This is a genomic window from Saccharopolyspora sp. NPDC050389 (assembly GCF_040655595.1).
Lineage (GTDB): Bacteria > Actinomycetota > Actinomycetes > Mycobacteriales > Pseudonocardiaceae > Saccharopolyspora.
Genome location: NZ_JBFAKG010000066.1, coordinates 38,497 through 57,709 on the forward strand (window position 1 = coordinate 38,497; position 19,213 = coordinate 57,709).

A 19,213-nucleotide genomic window follows, 5' to 3' on the forward strand; every position below is an offset into this window, starting at 1 on the left:
TGTCGGCGTGCGGTCTCGCGCCCGGTGCCGTCGGCTGTCCGGTGGCGCGAGTCCCGCGAGCCCCCCCCCCCCCCCGCCCTACGTGCGCGCTCAGGCGCGTAGCGCCGCTTCGACCCAGCAGCCGGCCGCCAGGAGCTCGGCTTCGCGCCGCCTCGCGCCCACGAGCTGGAGGCCGAGCGGCAGTCCCGCGTCGGTGCGCATTCCCGGCACGCACACCGCAGGCAAACCGAGCGCCTGCCAGGCGCGGCTCAACACCGGGTCCCCGGTGGCCGCCAGCCCAGCGGGGGCCGGGCCGAGGGCGGCGGGGCCCAGCACGGCGTCGTAGTCGGCCAGCAGTTCTGCCAGCCGCGTGCCTGCTTCGGTCGCGGTGTGGACGGCTGCCTCGTAATCGTGTTCCGATGTGGCCGCACCGGTTTTCAGCAGTGTCGCCAGTTGCGGGCTCAGCTGCGGTGCCACCGCTAGCTCCGCAGCTCGTTCCCGTGCGGCCTCGTAGGCCATGATCACCGGATGTGCAGCTATCACCTGCGCGGCCAGCTGCTCCTCGGGGAACTCGTCGATCACCGCGCCCAAGGCCCGCAACCTGCTGCAGGCGCTGGTCAGCGCGGTTGCCATCTGCGGTTCGACGCCGAGCGGTCGCGCGCTCCAGAGCAGCAGCCGCGGCGGTCGACCCGCCTCCAGGCCGGGATCGGGGGCGCCGTCCATCGCGGACCAGGCCAGCGCGAGGTCGGACACGCCCGCGGCCAGGACGCCGTGGCTGTCCAGGCTCGGGCTCAGCCCGGTGAGCCCGTCGACGGGGAACCGGCCGTGGCCGAGCACCAGCGATGCGACACCGCAGAACGCGGCGGGACGGGTGACCGACCCCGCGGTCTGCGATCCCAGCGCGAGCGGCACCTGCCCCGCGGCGACTGCCGCGGCCGAGCCGCTGGACGATCCGCCCGGCGTGTGGTCGGGAGCGGCTGGGTTGCGGGTCGGGCCGGGCGCGAAGTAGGCGAACTCGGTGGTGACCGCCTTGCCGATCGGGACCGCGCCGGCCCGTCGCCACGCGGCCACGATCGCCGCGTCGGCCTCGGCGGCCACCGCATCGGCGCGCAGCCGCGACCCGCACCGGGTCGGCAGTCCGGCGACGTCGATGATGTCCTTGACCGCGAGCGGAACCCCGCCGAGCGGCCCGTCGGTGGTGGGATCGGCGCCGGGAGCGAGCTCGACCCACGCCCGCAGCTCGGGGTCGGTATCGGCGATCCGCTCGCGGGAGCGCTGGAGCGCTTCGGCGGGCGTGGTCGTGCCGGCGGCCAGGGCGTCGACGAGCTCGCGCAGCGACCACGGCTGCCAGTACGAGCGGTTCACGGCTGCCCCCAAGCGGCGTCGGCGACCCAGAAGTCCATGCCACCGGCGCTGACCCCGTGCCGCCACTCCGAAGTCCGCCGCAGCAGCGGCTCCACCTCGGCGGTGACCGCGTCGGCCGCGTCGGGCCCGTCCTCCGCGACCTCCCAGTGGACCCAGTTCAGCTCGCGGCCCCGGGCGTCGTGGACGAACAGGTCGACGTGCCGCCAGCCGTAGCCGTGGGTGTCGTTGTAGCAGGTCAGGGTCATCCGCGTGGGTTCGGTGTCAGATGGGGTGGGCATGCGGCGATCTCCTTTCCGCAGCCGGGTCAGGCGCTCAGCGACGGTGCGGCCAGGCTGTGGAACCGGCGCTGGAAGTAGACCAGGGCGCCGCTGTCCTCCCGGGTCAGTACCTTGTCGACCTCGACGAACATCACCGAGTGCGAGCCCTGGGCCTGCTCGGCGATGATCCGGCCGATGATCGAGGCGGGCGCGTCGCGCAGGACCGGGACTTCCTCGGAGTCCAGGTCCCAGCGGTCCTCGGTGAACCGCTGGGCGGTCGGCACCTTCGTGGCGCCGGCGAAGTGCATCGCCAGCTCCTCCTGTTCGGCGCCGAGCACGTTGACGCAGATGCGGCCGTTGGCGACCAGGACGTCGTGGGACCGGCTCGACCGGTTGACGCACACGAGGACGGTCGGTGGTGAGTCGGTCACCGAACAGGCCGCGCTGACGGTCATCCCGGCGAGCCCGTGGGCCCCGTCGGTGGTGACGACGTTGACGGCGGCCGATAGGTTCGCCATCGCGGCGCGGAATTCGCGTTGGACCGGGGTCAGCTCGGGCACGATTCCTCCTGTGGCAGGACGCGGATTGAGCACTGGCGGTACCGGCACCGTTCCGACGGTACGGACGCGGCCGGTGCACGGGAATCGAGACTTCCCCGCGCCCTGCTGAGGATTTCCCCTACGGCCGGGCGTCATTCGGCGAGCGGGAGGGTGAAGCCGAACCGCGAGCCGCCTTCGGCGCACCGCTCGCCCCAGATCGTGCCGTGCTGGCGGGTGATGATCCGGTAGCTCAGGGCCAGCCCGATGCCGCTGCCGTGCTCCTTGTCGGTGAACGTCTGCGCGAACGGATCGTGGGGCAGTCCCCGGCCCTGGTCGTCGACGGTGAGCACGCCGGCACCGCCTTCGACCCGGGTGGTGACGGTCAGCCGCCGGCGCTGCGGGGAGCAGACCGCCATCTCGTCGATCGCGTTGAAGCACAGGTTGAGCACCACCTGGCCGGTCAGCACCCGCTCGCACTGGACGCGCACCGGCTGCGGGCTGCGATCCACCCGCACGTCGACGCCCGCCGGGTCCGCGCGCAACCGGATGAAGTACAGGCATTCCTCGACGATGTCGTTGAGGTCGGCGACCTGCTGCACGTGTTCGAGGTGGCCGACGAACGCGCGCACCGAGCCGACGATGGTGGCGGCTCGCTCGATCTGCCGCACCGCGTTGTCGATGCCGTACCCGACGCGCGAGTCGGTCTGCGCCGCGGCGCGCGCACCGGCCAGGAAGTTGGCCGCCGCGGCCAGGGGCTGGCCGAGTTCGTGTGCGATGGCCATCGCCATGTCGCCCATCGCGGTGTAGCGCGCGAGGTAGTTCTCCCGGTGCATCTCCCGTTCCCGGCGTACCTGCCCGTGGACCCGTTCGGAGACGTCGTGCAGGATCATCAGCAGGGCGTCGCCGCCGGTTTCCTGCAGCCGCTCCAGGCTGCCTTCCAGCCAGACGGGTTCCCGGCCCGGGCCGTCGGGGACTTCCAGCTGCACCGCCGTGACGGGATCGGCCCGGTCCCGTACCTCGTCCCATGTGGACACCCGGCCGTGCAGTCGCAGGCGGGCGTAGTCGGCCAGCGGGCCGAGCGGTTCGCCGGCGGTCGCGCCGATGAGCGGAACCGCCGTGTTGGTGGCGAACCGGATCGTGCCGGTGGAGTCGAGCATCAGCGCGACGGTCGAGGTGTGGTGGGCGAGCGCGTCCACCCAGGACGTGGTCAGGCGCAGCTCGCGCTCGATCTCCTGCTCGCGTTCGATGTCGCGGAACTGCACCAGCACCGCGGGGCCGCGGTCCAGCTCGACCCGGACGGCCACCGCGTCGGTCGGGATCACCCGGCCCGACTTCGCGCGGTAGTGCCATTCGATCCGGCTCGCGCCCTTGTCGACGGCCTCCTGCAGCCAGGCGCGGCCGATCACCCGGTCGTACTGCTGCGCCGAGCTGCTCATGTCGTCGGCCTTGAGCGGGCGCAGCTCGGCGACGCTCCACTCGAGCATCTCGCACGCGGCGGGGTTGGCCCAGAGGATGTCCTTGCTCGCGGCGTCGTGCACGAGCACGCACATCCGGGTGGCGTTCACCATCGCCACGAAGTCTTGCGCCGTCAGCTCGGGCACGCGGGGATCGACCTCCATCGAGCCAGCGTAAGGGCGGTGCGCCCGGACCCGCACTGAAGGAATCCCCTACGGAGGCAGAGGCAATACCACTTTCGCGGCGGCGGGAGCGTTCGTAACGTCGGGAGCCATCCAGCAACTACGAGGGAGCTGAGATGGTGCACACCCAACAGGTTCGCCCGGATGCCGATGCGCCGGCGGGGAACGGTGTCACCTTCGAGGACGTGCTCGCAGAACTCGCCGAGCGGAGAACCGAGTTCCGCGAGCAGCGCTACGTGTCGAAGGACTTCATCGCCCGGCTCAAGCAGCTCGGGCTCTACCGCGCCGCCACCCCCGCGAGGTTCGGCGGTGAGCCGCTCGCGCCCGCGGATTTCCTGGCGCGGATCGAGCGGATCTCGGTCGTGGACGGTTCCACCGGCTGGGTCGCCAGCTTCGGGTCCGCGCTCGTCTACCTCGCGGCGCTGCCCGTCGCGACGCAGGCCGAGCTGTATCGGGACGGCCCGGACGTGGCGTTCGCGGGCGGCCTCTTCCCGGTCCAACCCGCCGCACCGACCGAAACCGGTTTCCGGGTCGATGGGCGCTGGAAGTTCGCCAGCGGCTGCATGGGTGCGGACGTCCTCGGCGTGGGCATTCCGGGCGACGAATCCACCGGCGGCAAGCCGCGGACCGCGCTGCTGCGCCCCGAGCAGGTCGAGATCGTCCAGGACTGGGACGTCGTCGGCATGCGCGGCACCGGATCCTTCGATCTGGTGGTCCGCGACGTCGAGGTGTCGCGGGAGTGGACCTTCATCCGCGGCGGACAGCCCACTGTGGACGAACCGCTCTACCGCTACCCGGCGATCGCTTACGCCGCCCAGGTTCTCGCCGTCGTCGGCGCCGGCGTCGCCCGCGCCGCGCTCGACTACGCCGAGGAGGTCGGCGCCGGGTACGCCGGGGTCACCGGCGCCCCGAAACTGGCCGACCGCGCCTACTACCGCGCCGAGATCGCCGGGGCGGAGGCGGCGTTGCACTCGGCGAGAGCGTGGTTCTACGAGCTAAGCCACGAGGTCTGGGATGCCGTCGTCTCCGGTGACGACGCCACCGACGAGCAGAACGCGCGGTTGCGACTTGCCTCCGCGCACCTCGCGAAGACCGCGTCCGACGTCGTCGGCCGGCTGCTGGAGATCTCCGGCACCGCGCCGATCCACAGCGCACATCCGTTGCAGCTGCTGCACGGCGACGCCCTCGTCCCGAAGCAGCACGCCTTCCTCGGCCCCGCGATGTACGACGCCGCTGGCGCGGTCCTCATGGGAATGCCGCCGACCGCACCAGGTTTCCGCTGAGAGGTCTTCGCGGAATGGGCTTGCGTGGCGGTGCGGGTGGCGGCCCCCTGCGGGAGTTACGGCCGCCGTCAGGTCTGCGGGAGCCCCGACTTGCGCATGTCCAATACGCGGCGTCGGGGACTGGCCTCGCCCAGTGGCCCAGAAGGGCGGGCACAGCCTGAGAACCCGCGGCGGTGCGAGCTGAGTCCCACACCGCATGCGGCTTGCGCCGCATTTTGAAACGACCAGCTGAACCAACAGATTCGGCTTCAACGACGAAGGAGACCCGCATGACCGCGCAGCCGCTCCGCGTGCTGTTCTGCATCGGCATCAACCAGAACTTCTTCGACCTGCCCACCGACGGCATCGAGGCCGGTGACGTCTGGCAGGCGTTCGTCTCGATGATGGACCGGCTCAAGGCGCTGCCCGGGGTGGACTTCATCGGTGACATCGACGACGACTCGCACGTGGTCGGGCCGTCGTCGGGTTGGCCGTGGACCTGCTACATCCTCGCCGACGTCGACTCGCAGGAGACGGTCAAGGCCGCCTGCAACCTCTTCCGCACCACGCCGGTCGCCGGCGACCGCGCCAAGCTGTGGCGCTTCGCCCACGTGGAGGCCCGGATGGGCCGCCCGCTGACCGTCCGCGATGACGTCGAGCTTCCCGACTGAACAGGGAGAACCCGATGACCGACAACGCCACCGCCCCCGCCGAGCTGGTCGCCGGGGACCGGGTCGCCGGCAGCCTCTACACCGATCCGGACATCTTCGACGAGGAGCTGACCCGGATCTTCGAACGGACCTGGGTGTGGGTCGCGCACGAGAGCGAGCTGCCCGGGCCGGGCACCTTCAAGTCGACCCACGTCGGCAAGCAGCCGGTGATCGTCACCCGCGACCGCAAGGGCGAACTGCGCACCCTGCTCAACCGCTGCCGCCACCGCGGTGCCAGCATCTGCGAGAAGCCCAGCGGCAAGGCCAACGGCTTCACCTGCCCCTACCACGCCTGGTCCTACGGCCTGAACGGGAAGCTGCGCGGAATCCCGTACCCCGACGGTTACGAGGGAGTCGTCGACAAGGCCGAGTTGTCGCTGAAGACGCTGCGCACCGAGTCCTACGGAGGGCTGGTGTTCGCGACGTTCAACGATGCCGCCGAGCCTCTGGAGGAGTTCCTCGGCGACGCCCGAGCATGGATCGACCTGTTCATGAAGCAGGGCGGCGGTTACCCGATCAAGGTGCTGGGCAAGCACCGGTTCAAGTTCCGCGGCAACTGGAAGATCCAGCTGGAGAACACCACCGACGGCTACCACTTCCCGATCGTGCACCGGTCCTGGATGGCCTCCGTCGACGCCGAGACCGCGGACATGATGTCGTTCATGACCGATCCCGCCGCGATCACCCACGATCTCGGCAACGGGCACAGCGTCATGCAGATGGTGCCCGAGCACTCGGATCTCGATGCCGACGACGGCACCGAGCCGCTCCAGGGCCGGTTCGACGACCTCGTCCACGAGTTGTCGAAGACCCTCGACCCGGCGCAGGTGCGCAAGCTGGTCCGGGCCATGCACGGCACCGGCTTCAACCTCAACCTCTTCCCGAACGTGTCGATGTCGTCGGCGTTCTTCCGGGTGTTGCGCCCCGTCGCGGTCGACGAGACCTGGATCGAGCACGTCGCGATCGGCCCGGACGGCCCGCCCGAGGTCGAGGCCGTCAACCGCGAGCGCCTGCGCATCCACGAGCACTTCCAGGGCCCGTTCGGGTTCGGCACCCCCGACGACGCCGAGGGGTGGGACCGGGTCCAGCGCGGGGCGCAGGGCGCACCCGAGATGCCGATCATGGTCAACCGCGGACTCGGCCGCGAGACGACCAGTCCGGAAGGCTGGCCGACCGCCCACGTCACCGACGAGACCGGAATGCGCGCGGCCTACGGCAAGTGGAAGGAGATGATGGGCGATGACTGACGCGACCGCGACGGAATCCCGGGCCCCGATCTCGACGACCGACCCCAGGGTCGTCCGGTCGATCGAGCTGGTCTGGCGCGAGGCCGAACTGCTCGACCGCAAGGACTACGTCACCTGGAACGGCCTCTACACCGAGGACGGCCTCTACATCATCCCGATCGATCCGCAGACCGAGGACTTCGCCGACTCGCTCAACATGGTCTACGACGACGCCCGCATGCGGCAGATGCGCGTGACCCGAATGATCGAGGGCTACGCGATCGCGGCGGTCGACGCCGCCCGCACGGTGCGCACCGTGTCCCGCTTCGTGCCCGAGTCGGTCTCCGACGACGAGGTCGTGCTGCGGTCGGCGCAGATCCTCATCGCCTACAAGCGCGGTCACCACGACATCTGGGCCGGCGACCTGGTCCACCGGATCCGGCTCTCACCCACGGGTGAGGACCGCATCGTGCAGAAGGTCGTCCGCCTCGTGGACAGCGAAGACGCCGTGCCTGCCGCGGGATTCCTGCTGTGAGCGCCCCGGACGCACAGGTCGCCGTGGTGACCGGCGGGGCCGGCGGGTTGGGCGAGTTCATCGTCCGGCGCCTGCACGCGGAAGGCTATTGCGTCGCCGTGGCCGACGTGGACGATGCCGCGGCATTGACCGCGGAGCTGGACAGCACCGGCGCCACCGCGCGCGGGTACCTCGTCGACGTGCGCGACCGGGCCGCCCTGCAGCGGCTGCTCGCCGACGTGGTGACCGATTTCGGCGGGGTGCAGGTCCTGGTCAACAACGCCGCCCGCACGCAGGCGACCCCGCTGCTGGAGATCACGCCCGAGGAGCTCGACGCCGTCATGGCCGTCAACTTCACCGGCACCTTCACCGCCTGCCAGATCTTCGGCGCCCACTTCGCGGGCCAGGGCTACGGCAGGATCGTCAACATGGCCTCGCTGGCGGGGCAGAACGGCGGAACCGCGACCGGCGGCCACTACGCCTCGTCCAAGGGCGCGATCATGTCGGCGACCAAGGCCTTCGCCCGGGAACTCGCGCCCTGCGGGGTGACGGTCAACGCCGTGTCCCCCGGGCCGCAGGACAGCCCGATGGTGCGGTCCATCGTTGGCGAGGACGCCCTCGACTCATACGCGAAGAGCGTCCCGGTCGGCCGGCTCGGCGACCCGGCGTTCATCGCCCGGATGGTGGCGTTGCTCGTCTCGCCGGACGCCGCATCGGTCACCGGCGCCTGCTGGGACGCCAACGGCGGCCTCTACCTGCGTTGAGAGGGGAGTCGCGATGACGAACGTCCGGGTCCGGGTGGCGGAGGTCACCGACGAGGCCACCGGCATCCGCGCACTGCGGCTGGTCCGCGCGGACGGCGCCCCGTTCGGCCCGCACCGGGCGGGTGCGCACATCGACGTCACCGGCCCGACCGGGGTGCTGCGGCAGTACTCGCTCTGCGGTCCGCCCGACGACCGGCGGTCCGTGCTCATCGCGGTGAAGCGGGAACCCGAGTCGAGAGGTGGCTCGGCGGCCCTCCACGCGGTGGCGGTCGGCGACCACCTCGAGATCGGGCGGCCGCGGAACCTGCTGTCCCTCGCCGGCGACGCGGACGAGCACGTCCTCGTCGCCGGCGGGATCGGCGTGACCCCGCTGCTGAGCATGGCCCACGAACTGCACCTCGCCGGTGCCGCGTTCGAGCTGCACTACTTCGCCCGCACCCGCGGCGAAGCCGCCTTCGCCGACCTGCTCGAACACCGCGCCGGATTCCGCGACCACGTGCGCCTGCACTTCGGTGTTCCCCGCACCGAACAACCGGCCCTGCTCGCCGACGTCGCAGCGAACCTCGCCCCGTCCGCGCACGTCTACACCTGCGGGCCGCAGGGATTCATGGACCAGGTGACCGACGTGTTCGCCCCGGCCGTCGGCGCGGACCACGTCCACGTCGAGCACTTCACCGCCACCGAGGTCGACACCAGCGCCGACGCGCCGTTCACCGTCGAACTCGACACCGGCGAGGTCTTCGAGATCCCGGCTGACCGGTCGATCCTCTCGGTCCTGACGGAAAGCGGCGTGGAGGTGGCGAAGTCCTGTGAAGAGGGAATCTGCGGCTCCTGCGTGTCCGGAGTGCTCGACGGCGCCCCCGACCACCGCGACAAGTGCCTGTCCGCCGCGGACAAGGCCGCCGGCGACCAGATGGCCCTGTGCGTTTCCCGAGCGCTGAGCGACAAACTGGTGATCGAACTGTACTGACCAGCCGGGCTCATCGGAGTCGCGATGATCAGCCCGTCCAGGGGCCGCAGCAAGTCCGCCGACCTGAACTTCGCGGGTGGCGTCAACGCAGCGTGTTGAAGCCCGGCCGGCATGGTGTCGTTCGTCGTTCGTCGTTCGGCGTCGAGCTGGAGCTCTTCGCTCCGAAGGACACCGCCCGCCTGGTGGCCGGAGTGCGGGGACGCGATGGCCGAGTACTCCGACGAGCCGATCTCGGCCGCGGCTGCTGGTGCCGCTGTGCCTGTACCGGGGGCCGCTCAACGTCTTCGGTCTCGGCGCCGGGATCGCGGGTGTGCTGATCGCGGCGGGCATCTACCCGGCGGTCGCCGTGTTGGGCCTGACCGCCTCGTACAACCAGGTTTTCGGTGTTTCCGACCCGACGAGCACCCAGACGGTGTGGGCGGCGCAGTACTCCGGCGTCAGCCCGCAGCGGGTAATGCTGCGCACCCTGCCCTACGTGTGGTGCGTCGCGCTCGGCGGCTTGTGCGTCACTGCCGCCACCCACCTCTAATTCCTCGTCCGAAGTGGAGAGTTCTCCATGGAACTGGATCGTCGCATTTTCCTGCGCACCGCGATGGCGGGCGGCGCTCTGCTCGCAGCCGGCGAGTTCGGTGCCCGGCACGCAGCCGCGGCCCCCGGTGGCTTCCCCGACTACCACTACGTGCGCACCCTTCTCAAGCCGGAGCAGCTCAAGTACAACCCCACCGGCGAAATCATCTTCCCCTGCGTCCGCGGCGTGTACGACCGGCTGAGCAACCCGCTCGGCCGCTACTACCTCTACTACGCCCCGCACGAGGAGCCTGGTGGCATCTGCCTGGCCTACGCCGATTCGCTGGAGGGCCCGTTCACCGAGTACCCGGACAACCCGATCGTCGCCAACAAGTGGCAGCCGCACTACAGCGTCGACCACGTCTCCTCCCCGCACGTGCTGTGGCATGCCGAGGCCCGTGAGAAGTGGCTGTACTTCCACGGCGACAACACCACGACTCGCCTCGCACGCTCGAAGGACGGCATCCGGTTCACCTACGACAGAGCCGTGCTGACCACCTCGATGATGCCCTCGGGAACCACGGAGACCAGCTACGCCAGGGTGTTCCGCCACGACCTGCCCGCGCACGGTGCCCGCTACGTGATGGTCTTCATGCGCAACACGACGGCCGATCACCGCGACATCTGCTGGGGATGGTCATCCGACGGCCGCGAATGGGCTTTCGATCCTGAGCCGCTGATCGACCACGCGGAGGTCGGGGCGGTCAATGTCAGCGGGCCGCACTTGCTGCACCGGAACGGCAGCACGTACGTCGTCTACCACACCGACAAGGGGAGCGGGGGCAACATCCTCATCACGGAAGTCGGCAACGACTTCGACCGGCGCGACCACCTCGGCATCTTCTACGATTCGCGTTCCGCAGCACCGGAAAACGGACGCGCGGCCGCACCGGCCTTCGGGACGGACAGGGGGTGCCGTACTTCATCTACGAGGCCGGGGATCGGCTGTCCGGTGTCATCGCCTTGGCCTGCGGTTGAGTTCCGGGCGAGCCGTGCCCGAAGCCGCATCCCGGTCGGCTGTACGGACGGGTCAAGAAGGATGGATGTTCGGGCAGAGTTCCGTGCTGCGAATGGCTTTCGTCCTGGTACAGGTGAAATCTTAACCGTCAGTTGCGGTCGCCGGGCAGTGCGGGCCTGCGCATCCGTCAAGCCACGGGGGAGTCGAAGCCGGTGGTGCTGCGTCATCGACATCGGCACCGATCAATCCCAGTCGGCACAACGGTTGGTGCGGCGCTCCCGCTTTGCCCGCGAAAGAGCGATGACAGCTGATGAGAACGCGTGGAACGTCTCGATTCGGCTGGAGCGCAACTGCATGTTGGTCAACGGGAGGATTCCTGGTGAAGAAGTTCGCAATCGGCGCCGTTCTCGGGCTCAGTGTGCTGGCGGCCACCGCAACGCCCGCAGCAGCGGAAGGTTGGACCTACACGGGTCATTGGTACTACACCGCGGCCCAGTGCGAGAAAGCCTGGGAAGACATGACCGGAGGGGGCCCGAGCCTGCCGCACGAGTGCCGGCAAAACAACGGCGTGTACGAGTTGTGGGCGTACAGCTTGTGACGACCCGGCAGTAATCATGCGGCGAGGCCCTCTTCGGCGACGAACCGAGGGTCTCGCCGAATGCTGTCCCCCGTTGCTCGCGCCGACCGTGCTGGGCGGACATCCTCGTGGCCCGGCAGCGCCGTCGGCGAGAGCTTCGAGGTGGGCTTGGTTCGGGGCCTCGATCGCCGCACCCTGCCGCGTCCTGGCGCGAACCTAGTCGACTACCTGCGCACGAACGGGCTGGTGGTCGTCTACTTCGGTCCGGATTGGACTCTTGAAGAGGTGTCGTCAACGAGACAACAAGAGCCGTTGCAGTACTAGGGCTGGGGCGAGTAGGGGTTGGGGTTCAGCGAGCGGGCCAGGGGTGGGCGTCCCGCAGCAGTCCGAGCATCCCGGAGACGAGCCGCATCTGCTCGACCGTCCGGATGTCCGCCTCCAGCAGCCGCGGGCTGCACACCAGCACCGCCACCGACTGCGCTCGCGACAGTGCCACGTTCAACCGGTTGCGGGACAACAGGAAATCCAGTCCGCGGGGCAGGTCGATCGCTGACGAGGACGTCATCGTCGTCACCACCACCGGGGCTTCCTGGCCTTGGAACCGGTCCACCGTGCCGACGCGCACGTCGCCGAAACCGGCGTCGGCCAGCGCGTGCGTGACCGTCCGCGCCTGCAGGTTGTACGGCGCCACCACGAGGAAATCCGCGTCCGTCAGCGGACGGCCCTGCCACGTGCGCCCGTGCAGGTCCGCGATCACCGACATGACCTGCGCCGCTTCCTCGATCGACCGCGTGGTGTTCCCGCGGTGCTCCACCGACGCGAGGTACAGCCCGGAGGCGAAGCCGTCGACCGAACGGTCCGCGGACGGGTGCGAGTGCAGCAAACCCGCGTACGACAACCGGGAAACCGGCGCGCACACGGCCGGATGCATGCGCCGTGTCTGGTCCAGGAAGTAGCCCAGCTCGGGCGGCATGATGTCCGCGTCGCCGATCAGGTGCCCCAACGCCGACGCCTCCGCGCCCGCCGGGTGCGTGCCCTGCACGACCTGCGGCAGCTGCTGCGGATCGCCCAGCAGCACCACGTTCTTCGCGCACATCGACACGGCCAGCGCGTCCGCGAGCGCGAACTGCCCGGCCTCGTCGATCACCAGTACGTCGAACGGTTCCTCGCGCACGGCGGCGTTCGCGAATGTCCACGCGGTGCCGCCGACGAGGTGCCCGTCGTTGTGCTCGTCGCGCCATTTGGCCAACGCGTTGTTCGTCTTCGGCTGTTCCCACGGCAGCGCGGGATCCGGCGTCCGGCGTGGCCGTTTCGCGCACGCCATCGACGGCGCGTTGCCGAGCGCGGCGGACAGCACGTTCTCCACGGCCTTGTGGCTGTTGGACGTCACACCGACCGTCCGCCCGGACCGCACGAGGTGCGCGATCAGCTTGCCCGCCAAGTACGTCTTCCCTGCCCCGGGCGGGCCCTGCACCGCGAGCACCGACCCGTCGAGCGCGTCGACCGCCTCGATCACGGTGGCCACCGAGTCCTCGCCGGGTGCGGGCAGCGCACCGCCGCGCAACCGCGGGATCCGGCGCAGCAGGTCCACGCCCGGATGCGCAGGCAGCTCCGGGAGCGTTTCCCCGACCAGCCGGGCCAGGTCGGCCACGGCCTCGTCCTTCGGCGCGGGCCGCACCGGGCCGCCCGGCAGGACCGCGACCGGTCGCTCGTTCGACGTGCTGTCCGGTGCGCTGCTCTCCTCCAGCGTCAGCTCGACCGCCGACGCCGCCACGACTTTCGCGTCCCGCGCATCGGCGCCGTACCGCAGCCGCACGCCGTCCCCGACCGCGAACGGATGCGGCCGGTCCGGGTCGCACGCCACCATGAGCGTGCGCTTGGCCGTGCGCAGCCGTCCCGACGGCGGCACCCATTCCCCCGCGGACACCGACACCGGCACAGCACAGGTCGTGTCCACCTCCAGGTCGCCGACCGGTGCGGCGAGCTGCCGGAAGAACTCCCACCACGCCGGGTTCGTCTCGCGCCGGTGGTAACCGACGGAGGCGGCGAGCAGCGCGCGAGCGTGGTCGTCCGGGGTGAAGTCGGCGGGATCATCGGGCAGGCCGTCGAGCAGCGGGTCGACCAGCGCCGCCAGCGCGGCCGCGCGTTCGGCCCGGCGCAGCGCGGCCTCTTCCTCCTCCGTCTGCCGCAGCAGAGCATCCACTTCGGACTCCGGCGCCGGGGTTGCGAGCTCGATGCCCGCTTCCTCGCGGACGCGGTGCAGGAATTCCAGCAGCCGCAACGTGGACACGCAGTCGTACTCGTTGTAGTCGGCGATGCCGCGCAGCACCTCGTCGGCCTCTTCGATGTCGCCGGCCTTGGCGAGCGTCAGGTAGTCCTCGTACGCCTCGATGCTCGACACGGCCGTCTTCACGTCGCCGTCGCGGGCTTCCGGCATGTACAACGGTTCGAGGTACTTGATCGAGTACGACCGCTGGCCGACGCGCAAAGCCTTGCGCACCACGGCATACAGGTCGACCATCCGGCCACTGCGCAGCAGTTCGTCCACGGCTTCCTCGCGCGTTCCGTGCACCGCGGCGAGCCGCTTGACGGCCGTGACCTCGTACGGCGCGTAGTGGAAGATGTGCGCGTCCGGATCGTCGGTCAGCCTGGCGGTGGCGAAGTCGACGAACTCCTCGAAAGCACGCTTCTCCTGCGGGCGCGTATGCGCCCAAAACGGTGTGAAGCGCGCGTCGGGCGTGACGGCGCCGAACAGGTACTCCAGCCCGGCGCCGGCGAGCGCATACGGGTCGCCTTCCATGTCGAAGAAGATGTCGCCCGGGCTCGGTGGCGGCAGCTCGGCCAGCGCCGACGGGTCGATGACCTCGTACGCCAATTCCCCTGTTTCGTCCTGCCGCACCTGGATCGCGGCCTGCGCGCGCAAGGTCGCGAACGTGCCCGCCGACATGTCACGCGGCCGGTCCGCCGGCTCGGCGGTGGCGAGCGCGTCGATCGTGCCGAGCCCGGCCGTCACGAGCTTGCGCCGCTGTTCGCCACGCATGCCCGCGACCAGCGACAGGTCCCGGTCCGTCTCACGCGCGGACGAGCAGTGGTCAGCGAAGCCGCAGCCGGTGCAGGCGGGGCGTTCGTCGGCCCACATGCGTTCCGGCAGCCGTGGCGGCCGCGTGACGAGCCGGTCACGGAGGCGATCGAGCAGCGGCAGGAAATCGTCGACGCGCAGGCTGCGCGTGGTGCCGTCACCGAGCAGCAGGTGCATCTCCGGCCCGGCCAGCCAACCGGCGCGGCGCAACGCGTCGGCGTACGCGGTGAGCTGCACGACTGCGGAGGGCTTCGCGTGCCGCGCGAGCTTCGTGTCGTAGACCTCGTAGCGGCCTTGGTCGTCGCGGAGCAGGAAATCGGCGCGGCCGGAGAACTCGCCGTCGTGGAAGACGGCCTGGTAGACCACCGGCGCGCTCGCCCGCAGCGCTTCCTCGGTGGCCTTCGCGGCGGCGACCTGGTCGCTCTCTTCGATTTCGATCACGGTCTTGCGCTCGCCACGCAGCCGTTCGAGCGTGGCTGCCTCGTGCGCGCGGCCGTGCTTGACGGCCAGCCGGTCGGGCCCGGAGCTCGGGCGCGGCGCGCCGGGCAGTCCCGCCGCCAATGCTTGCTTGAGGATGCTGCGGTGTTCGCATTCGAGCAGGTCGGCGAGGTCGGACGGGGTATGCATCGCCTGGCAGTCTGACATGCGCGCCCGTCCGGGTCGGCGCCGTGGGTGCCGACACGCCGTGGCTCGCGGCGCGCTCACCGCTGCCGATCCGGCACGCAATGCGCCTTCGGTCGACTTGGGTGTGCTGGTGGACGGTGCTGAGGTGCCAGCGTTCGTCCCTGATGCGATCTTGCCGATCAGCGGCCGCGGCGGTGGAAGCATGCCGCCCAGGCTGCCGGATTCCTGCGAGCCGAACAGCTTCGTGCCCGGTACGCAGGTCCTGATGGCGGACGGGTCGGCAAAGCCGATCGAAGAGATCCGTGAGGGTGAGGAGGTGCTGGCCACTGACCCGGTGACGGGAGAAACGACGTCTCGTCGTGTGACGCTGGTGATGGGAGGAAAGTGGGAGGATTGTGTTGGCTTGGGCCGCGTCGTACCGCGCCGAACGGCAGTGAGCTGCACCGGTTTATACTGCGGTTTCTGGGTTCTTGCTGGTCAGTGTCTCTTGTGGACATGTCTGGGGGTCAAGGGGTCGCAGGTTCAAATCCTGTCAGCCCGACCGTGAAGAGAGCCCGCTGACCGGCACAAAAGTGCAGGTCAGCGGGCTTTTTCGTGCACGGTTGTGGATCTTGTGTGATCGTCCCGATGGGTGCCGTCTCGATTTTTCGGCATTTTTGGGAGGATTTTGGGAGGATCGGTTTCGCGGGTTTGAAATGGGGTCGCGTTGTGGGAGGCGTTGCTGTTCACCCGCGTGGGTGGTTTCGGTGTGCGCTGGACACTTGGCGCTGATCACGCGGAGATGTGGGTCTGGCCTTCGATGACCATCGACTGGGCGAGCTGGATCATCAGGTTGTTGGCCATCGGTACACCTGCCCATCGGGTGTGGTGAACGCTGGCCTTGGACAAGCGCCACGGTTACAGGCGAGTGACCGACTGTGTCTGAGGACGGAGGCTCGCTAACTACACGGCTCCTGCTTCCCGATATCGGGTGATGCAGGGGCTTTTCGCTGTCCCGCCTGTCCCGCCTGGGCACATACAGGACGCCTCGCCGGGACAGGCTGATTTGCTTTGTGAGCTGCGAGAATCTCGGCGTGGTTCACGCTCGGGGCAGGTGCTATCGGATGTCCCGAGGTGTGCTCGAACAGCCCCCAGGGCACACGTGTAGCGGGTGCTCGGTTTCGGGACACGGTTACGTGTCCCGCTGCCAGGCACGGTTACCTTCTGGGCCGACTCCGATGTCATCCACCTGGTCGCCGGCCGCACGGTGCTGTCTGGAACGAGGTTGTGCACCTACCGACCCAGCCGCCGACTGATGAGTTCGGCCGGGGCAGGAGTCCCGCGTGAGCGCTGACGCGTTGGGCTTCGCGGGCGAACTAGGGCGCTGAGCAAAGTTGGCAATTTGTTGGCAACCGGGTCTCGTGCAGTTCGGTGACGTTGGATTCTCGGACTGCTCTGCGCGCGAGGTGGTCAACCCTTCGGTGCCCTGATGGTGCGCAGTTGCGGGGACAGCTGCTCGGATGCGATGGCGTCCGGGCCGTCTCGTTCGATCCGGGTGGCAAGGTCGGTGGCGTAGTGGGTGAGCTGCTCCGCGGCCACCGAGTACGGGGGCTGCTGGATGTAGGGCTGGATGTGGTCGTGCGCCCGGCGAAGTAGTGCCGCAGCGCCAGTACCGTTGCCTCGGCGCAGGTGAGTGAGGCCCACCGCGAGTTGGGCGAGCCCTTTCCACAGCGCGCGTTCGGCGCCGGGAGCGTTCTTCCAGGCAGCTTCGAGTACTTCGTGGGCGTGGAACGGGCGGGCATCGTCGAGCAGCCGCTGGGCCTGGGCCAGGCTCTCCATCGGGGCGAGCACCATGCCCTCGTCCATGCACTCCACCCCAGGACTGCCGTAGGGCAGCGGGCGGCCGAGTCCGTCACGAGGGCGGGCGCTGCGGGCTCGACCTTGCGGATCCCGGTCACGCTGACGCATGGCCCTCATTGTCCGCCATGCCGGCCGTCCTGAACCGGACGAAGGCGTCTCGTTCGACGTCCTCCAGACACGCTGCTTGCGGCGGCGTGTGTAGCAACGGGGGTCTGCACCAGGTTTCAGCAGCTCAGATGGCTCTCGGTCCATTGACTTATGCCCTCAACGGGCGTGTACTAAGGGTGCGGTGAATCGATTGAGAGGGTCGGTGAACCGAAGGGGCGATGGCGCGACAGCCCCGAAGGAATGCATGGTCCAACTCAAGGACGTTCGTAGTCCTGAGCCCTGCCGGAAGTTCTGGAGCAGGCGGAGTTCAGCAGTGCGAAAGACGCTCGTCAAACTCGAGCTAGCGTTCCGGCAAGGGCCTCCGCAGCTGCGGAGGCCCTTATTTGTAACCAGCAGCGCACCAGCGAGGCCATCCGGGGGTGCGAGTAGCAACGGAACCGTGAGTACCGGTACGGCGTCCAGTTTCCTGAACACCTCTGGCGGGCGCAGCCCCGACTAACAGCATTATCAGCGCTGGTCAGGACCTAAAACGTTGCCTGCTGCGCGGAAACTCTACTGGGGCTGCCATGTCTCCCGCACCCAGTGCGCCATGACTGCGGTGCGTCCGTCGGTGTTGCTGAGGATGTAGATGCCACCGCCCCCGAAGCGGTACACGTGGAGCGTCACGATGTCCCCGCGGACGAAGGTGTGCATGAACCTCTGCCCGATGGTGCCCTGGCCTTCCGCACTCGCCCTGATGGCCTCACTGCCGTCGATGAGATTGCCGTTCTTGAACACTGTCGTGGTGACCCCGCCGGCCGCTGTGAGCCCTGTGCGGGCGTGATAGGGGACCTCCCAAAAGCCGGGATGGTGGATCGTGAGTCCCGGGACCTCGGAGACCTGCTCGTAGACGCTGCGCTTGCCGAAAACGTCGTCCGCGCAGGTCACGCAGCGTGGTTGTACTCGTGGAGGATGCCGCCGAGACGTTCGCGTTTCCGTATGTCGAGGTGGGTCATCGTGTCCCCATCGGCGATGGGGGCGGGCAGCGGGCGTTGCGGGCGGGCGTTCGCGATGCCCTGGTGCGGCCGGTGTTCGTTGTAGAACTGTTCGAATTGGCGCAGGGCGTGGAGCAGATGGAGTTGGTTCCAGATCAAGGTCCTGTCCAGCAGCTCGCGGCGGCAGGTCTGGACCCACTTCTCCATGATCGAGTTCATCCTCGGCATCCGGACGCCGCTGAGCACGACCTCGATCCCCGCATCTGCGAGAACAGAGTCGAACAGGTCAGGAAACTTCCCGTCCCGGTCCCGGATCAGGAATCGTGCCCGGCAGCAGGCGTCTTCCAGATCCATCACGAGGTTCTTTGCGGCCTGCACCACCCATGATGCAGTGGGGTGTGCGGTGGCCCCGAGGATACGGACGCGGCGGTTGGCGTGTTCGATCACCGCGAACACGTACAAACGGGTCCCGGTTAGGGTGACTGTCTCGAAGAAGTCGCAGGCGAGCAAAGCGTCGGCCTGGGAGTGGAGGAAGGCGGCCCATGTGGTGGAGTTTCGTTGTGGCGCCGGGTCAATCCCTGCCTCTTTGAGGATTTCCGAGACCGTGGCTGCGGCCACCTTGATTCCGAGGACAAGAAGTTCGCCGTGCAGTCGGCGGTATCCCCAGCTGGGGTTCTCCTTCGCCAGGCGCAGTACCAAAGCCTGGATTGAGCGCACGGTGCGCGGTCGGCCCGGGCGCTTCGGCCTGGACGCCTGCGTGTGCCGGCGGGCGACCAGGTCGCGGTGCCGGCGCAGCACCGTGTCCGGGCGCACCAGCAGCCGCAGGCGGCGCAGCGCCTCCCTCGGGAGCCTGTGGAGCAGCGCGGCGAGGAAGGCCCGGTCACCTGGGGTGAACCGTGGTTTGTGCTTTCCGAGTTGGCGTTCCAGCACCGTGATCTGGTGACGCAGGGCCAGGATCTCCGCATCCTTGTCTCGGTCGCTCATTGGCAGCAGGCGCAGCATGGCGAACGCGTTGGTCACACCCAAGTAGGTCAGTCGCAGCAGCACGGTCAATCATCATGCTGCGTTGATCGCCAGCCGCGCGAGAGTGCCGACTCGAGCGGCGCCGGTCGACATTGAACCCCATACGCCGACTCTCACCAGGGTGGATGGGGTTTTCGGCAAGGGCAAGGTTGTAGTGCCGTTCGTACTCGCGCAGTGCATGCCGGAGATGTCTCTCGTTCCAGATCAGTGTGCGGTCCAGCAGTTCGGTGCGGAGCGTCTT

The 19,213-nt window shown here is 69.1% G+C and carries 18 protein-coding genes and 1 pseudogene; 10 read left to right on the forward strand and 9 right to left on the reverse strand.

All coding sequences use genetic code 11. The annotated features are described in order from the left end of the window. Positions 1-90: 90 nt before the first annotated feature. The 4 genes from AB0I53_RS33790 to AB0I53_RS33805 form a co-directional block, all read right to left on the reverse strand. Positions 91-1,344, reverse strand: a complete 1,254-nt coding sequence (locus AB0I53_RS33790) for an amidase (protein ID WP_358612287.1) — start codon at positions 1,342-1,344, stop codon at positions 91-93. Further along, a complete protein-coding gene (locus tag AB0I53_RS33795) occupies positions 1,341-1,622 on the reverse strand; it encodes a hypothetical protein (RefSeq protein WP_358612290.1) in 282 nt (93 codons plus the stop codon). Before AB0I53_RS33795 ends, AB0I53_RS33790 begins: the two co-directional genes overlap by 4 nt. Positions 1,623-1,648: 26 nt before the next feature. Further along, on the reverse strand, positions 1,649-2,161 hold the full coding sequence (locus AB0I53_RS33800) for a flavin reductase (RefSeq protein ID WP_358612293.1): 513 nt from the start codon (positions 2,159-2,161) through the stop codon (positions 1,649-1,651). A gap of 131 nt (positions 2,162-2,292) precedes the next feature. Continuing rightward, positions 2,293-3,759: a PAS domain-containing sensor histidine kinase gene (locus AB0I53_RS33805; protein WP_358612296.1), complete on the reverse strand. Its 1,467-nt coding sequence runs from the start codon at positions 3,757-3,759 to the stop codon at positions 2,293-2,295. Between the two features lie 134 nt (positions 3,760-3,893). Here AB0I53_RS33805 and AB0I53_RS33810 point away from each other — a divergent pair, with 134 nt between their 5' ends. The 9 genes from AB0I53_RS33810 (at position 3,894) to AB0I53_RS33850 (ending at position 11,649) form a co-directional block, all read left to right on the forward strand. Beyond that, a complete protein-coding gene (locus AB0I53_RS33810; protein WP_358612299.1) occupies positions 3,894-5,060 on the forward strand; it encodes an acyl-CoA dehydrogenase family protein in 1,167 nt (388 codons plus the stop codon). Positions 5,061-5,329: 269 nt separating this feature from the next. Then, positions 5,330-5,710 carry a hypothetical protein gene (locus tag AB0I53_RS33815; RefSeq protein WP_358307117.1) on the forward strand — a complete coding sequence of 127 codons (381 nt, stop codon included), beginning with the start codon at positions 5,330-5,332 and terminating at the stop codon, positions 5,708-5,710. Between the two features lie 14 nt (positions 5,711-5,724). Further along, positions 5,725-6,996 carry an aromatic ring-hydroxylating dioxygenase subunit alpha gene (locus tag AB0I53_RS33820; protein WP_358612302.1) on the forward strand — a complete coding sequence of 424 codons (1,272 nt, stop codon included), beginning with the start codon at positions 5,725-5,727 and terminating at the stop codon, positions 6,994-6,996. Continuing rightward, complete coding sequence (locus AB0I53_RS33825; protein ID WP_358612305.1) at positions 6,989-7,510, forward strand: aromatic-ring-hydroxylating dioxygenase subunit beta; 522 nt, start codon at positions 6,989-6,991, stop codon at positions 7,508-7,510. Before AB0I53_RS33820 ends, AB0I53_RS33825 begins: the two co-directional genes overlap by 8 nt. After that, positions 7,507-8,253 carry an SDR family oxidoreductase gene (locus AB0I53_RS33830; protein WP_358612308.1) on the forward strand — a complete coding sequence of 249 codons (747 nt, stop codon included), beginning with the start codon at positions 7,507-7,509 and terminating at the stop codon, positions 8,251-8,253. The genes AB0I53_RS33825 and AB0I53_RS33830 overlap by 4 nt, the downstream gene beginning before the upstream one ends. 13 nt (positions 8,254-8,266) lie before the next feature. Beyond that, positions 8,267-9,223 carry a PDR/VanB family oxidoreductase gene (locus tag AB0I53_RS33835; RefSeq protein WP_358612311.1) on the forward strand — a complete coding sequence of 319 codons (957 nt, stop codon included), beginning with the start codon at positions 8,267-8,269 and terminating at the stop codon, positions 9,221-9,223. A 247-nt stretch (positions 9,224-9,470) separates the two neighbouring features. Next, positions 9,471-9,752, forward strand: coding sequence for a hypothetical protein (locus AB0I53_RS33840; protein ID WP_358612314.1), 282 nt, complete (start codon positions 9,471-9,473; stop codon positions 9,750-9,752). Positions 9,753-9,779: 27 nt separating this feature from the next. Continuing rightward, positions 9,780-11,360, forward strand: coding sequence for a hypothetical protein (locus tag AB0I53_RS33845; protein ID WP_358612317.1), 1,581 nt, complete (start codon positions 9,780-9,782; stop codon positions 11,358-11,360). Between the two features lie 46 nt (positions 11,361-11,406). Continuing rightward, positions 11,407-11,649 carry a hypothetical protein gene (locus tag AB0I53_RS33850; protein ID WP_358612320.1) on the forward strand — a complete coding sequence of 81 codons (243 nt, stop codon included), beginning with the start codon at positions 11,407-11,409 and terminating at the stop codon, positions 11,647-11,649. A gap of 25 nt (positions 11,650-11,674) precedes the next feature. On the opposite strand, the gene AB0I53_RS33855 is transcribed toward AB0I53_RS33850, so the two are convergent. Next, on the reverse strand, positions 11,675-15,031 hold the full coding sequence (locus AB0I53_RS33855; protein WP_358612323.1) for a TM0106 family RecB-like putative nuclease: 3,357 nt from the start codon (positions 15,029-15,031) through the stop codon (positions 11,675-11,677). 58 nt (positions 15,032-15,089) lie between these two features. Here AB0I53_RS33855 and AB0I53_RS33860 point away from each other — a divergent pair, with 58 nt between their 5' ends. After that, a complete protein-coding gene (locus AB0I53_RS33860) occupies positions 15,090-15,575 on the forward strand; it encodes a hypothetical protein (protein ID WP_358612326.1) in 486 nt (161 codons plus the stop codon). Between the two features lie 902 nt (positions 15,576-16,477). Here AB0I53_RS33860 and AB0I53_RS33865 read toward each other — a convergent pair. The 4 genes and pseudogenes from AB0I53_RS33865 to AB0I53_RS33880 all read right to left on the reverse strand — a co-directional run. Beyond that, a complete protein-coding gene (locus AB0I53_RS33865) occupies positions 16,478-16,975 on the reverse strand; it encodes a DUF309 domain-containing protein (RefSeq protein WP_358612329.1) in 498 nt (165 codons plus the stop codon). A 552-nt stretch (positions 16,976-17,527) separates the two neighbouring features. Beyond that, positions 17,528-17,902 (reverse strand): hypothetical protein, encoded by a 375-nt coding sequence (locus AB0I53_RS33870; protein WP_358612332.1) that lies wholly within the window; start codon positions 17,900-17,902, stop codon positions 17,528-17,530. Continuing rightward, positions 17,899-18,996 (reverse strand): integrase core domain-containing protein, encoded by a 1,098-nt coding sequence (locus AB0I53_RS33875; RefSeq protein WP_358612335.1) that lies wholly within the window; start codon positions 18,994-18,996, stop codon positions 17,899-17,901. Before AB0I53_RS33875 ends, AB0I53_RS33870 begins: the two co-directional genes overlap by 4 nt. A gap of 124 nt (positions 18,997-19,120) precedes the next feature. Further along, positions 19,121-19,213, reverse strand: a pseudogene (locus AB0I53_RS33880) (integrase); the annotation flags it as partial.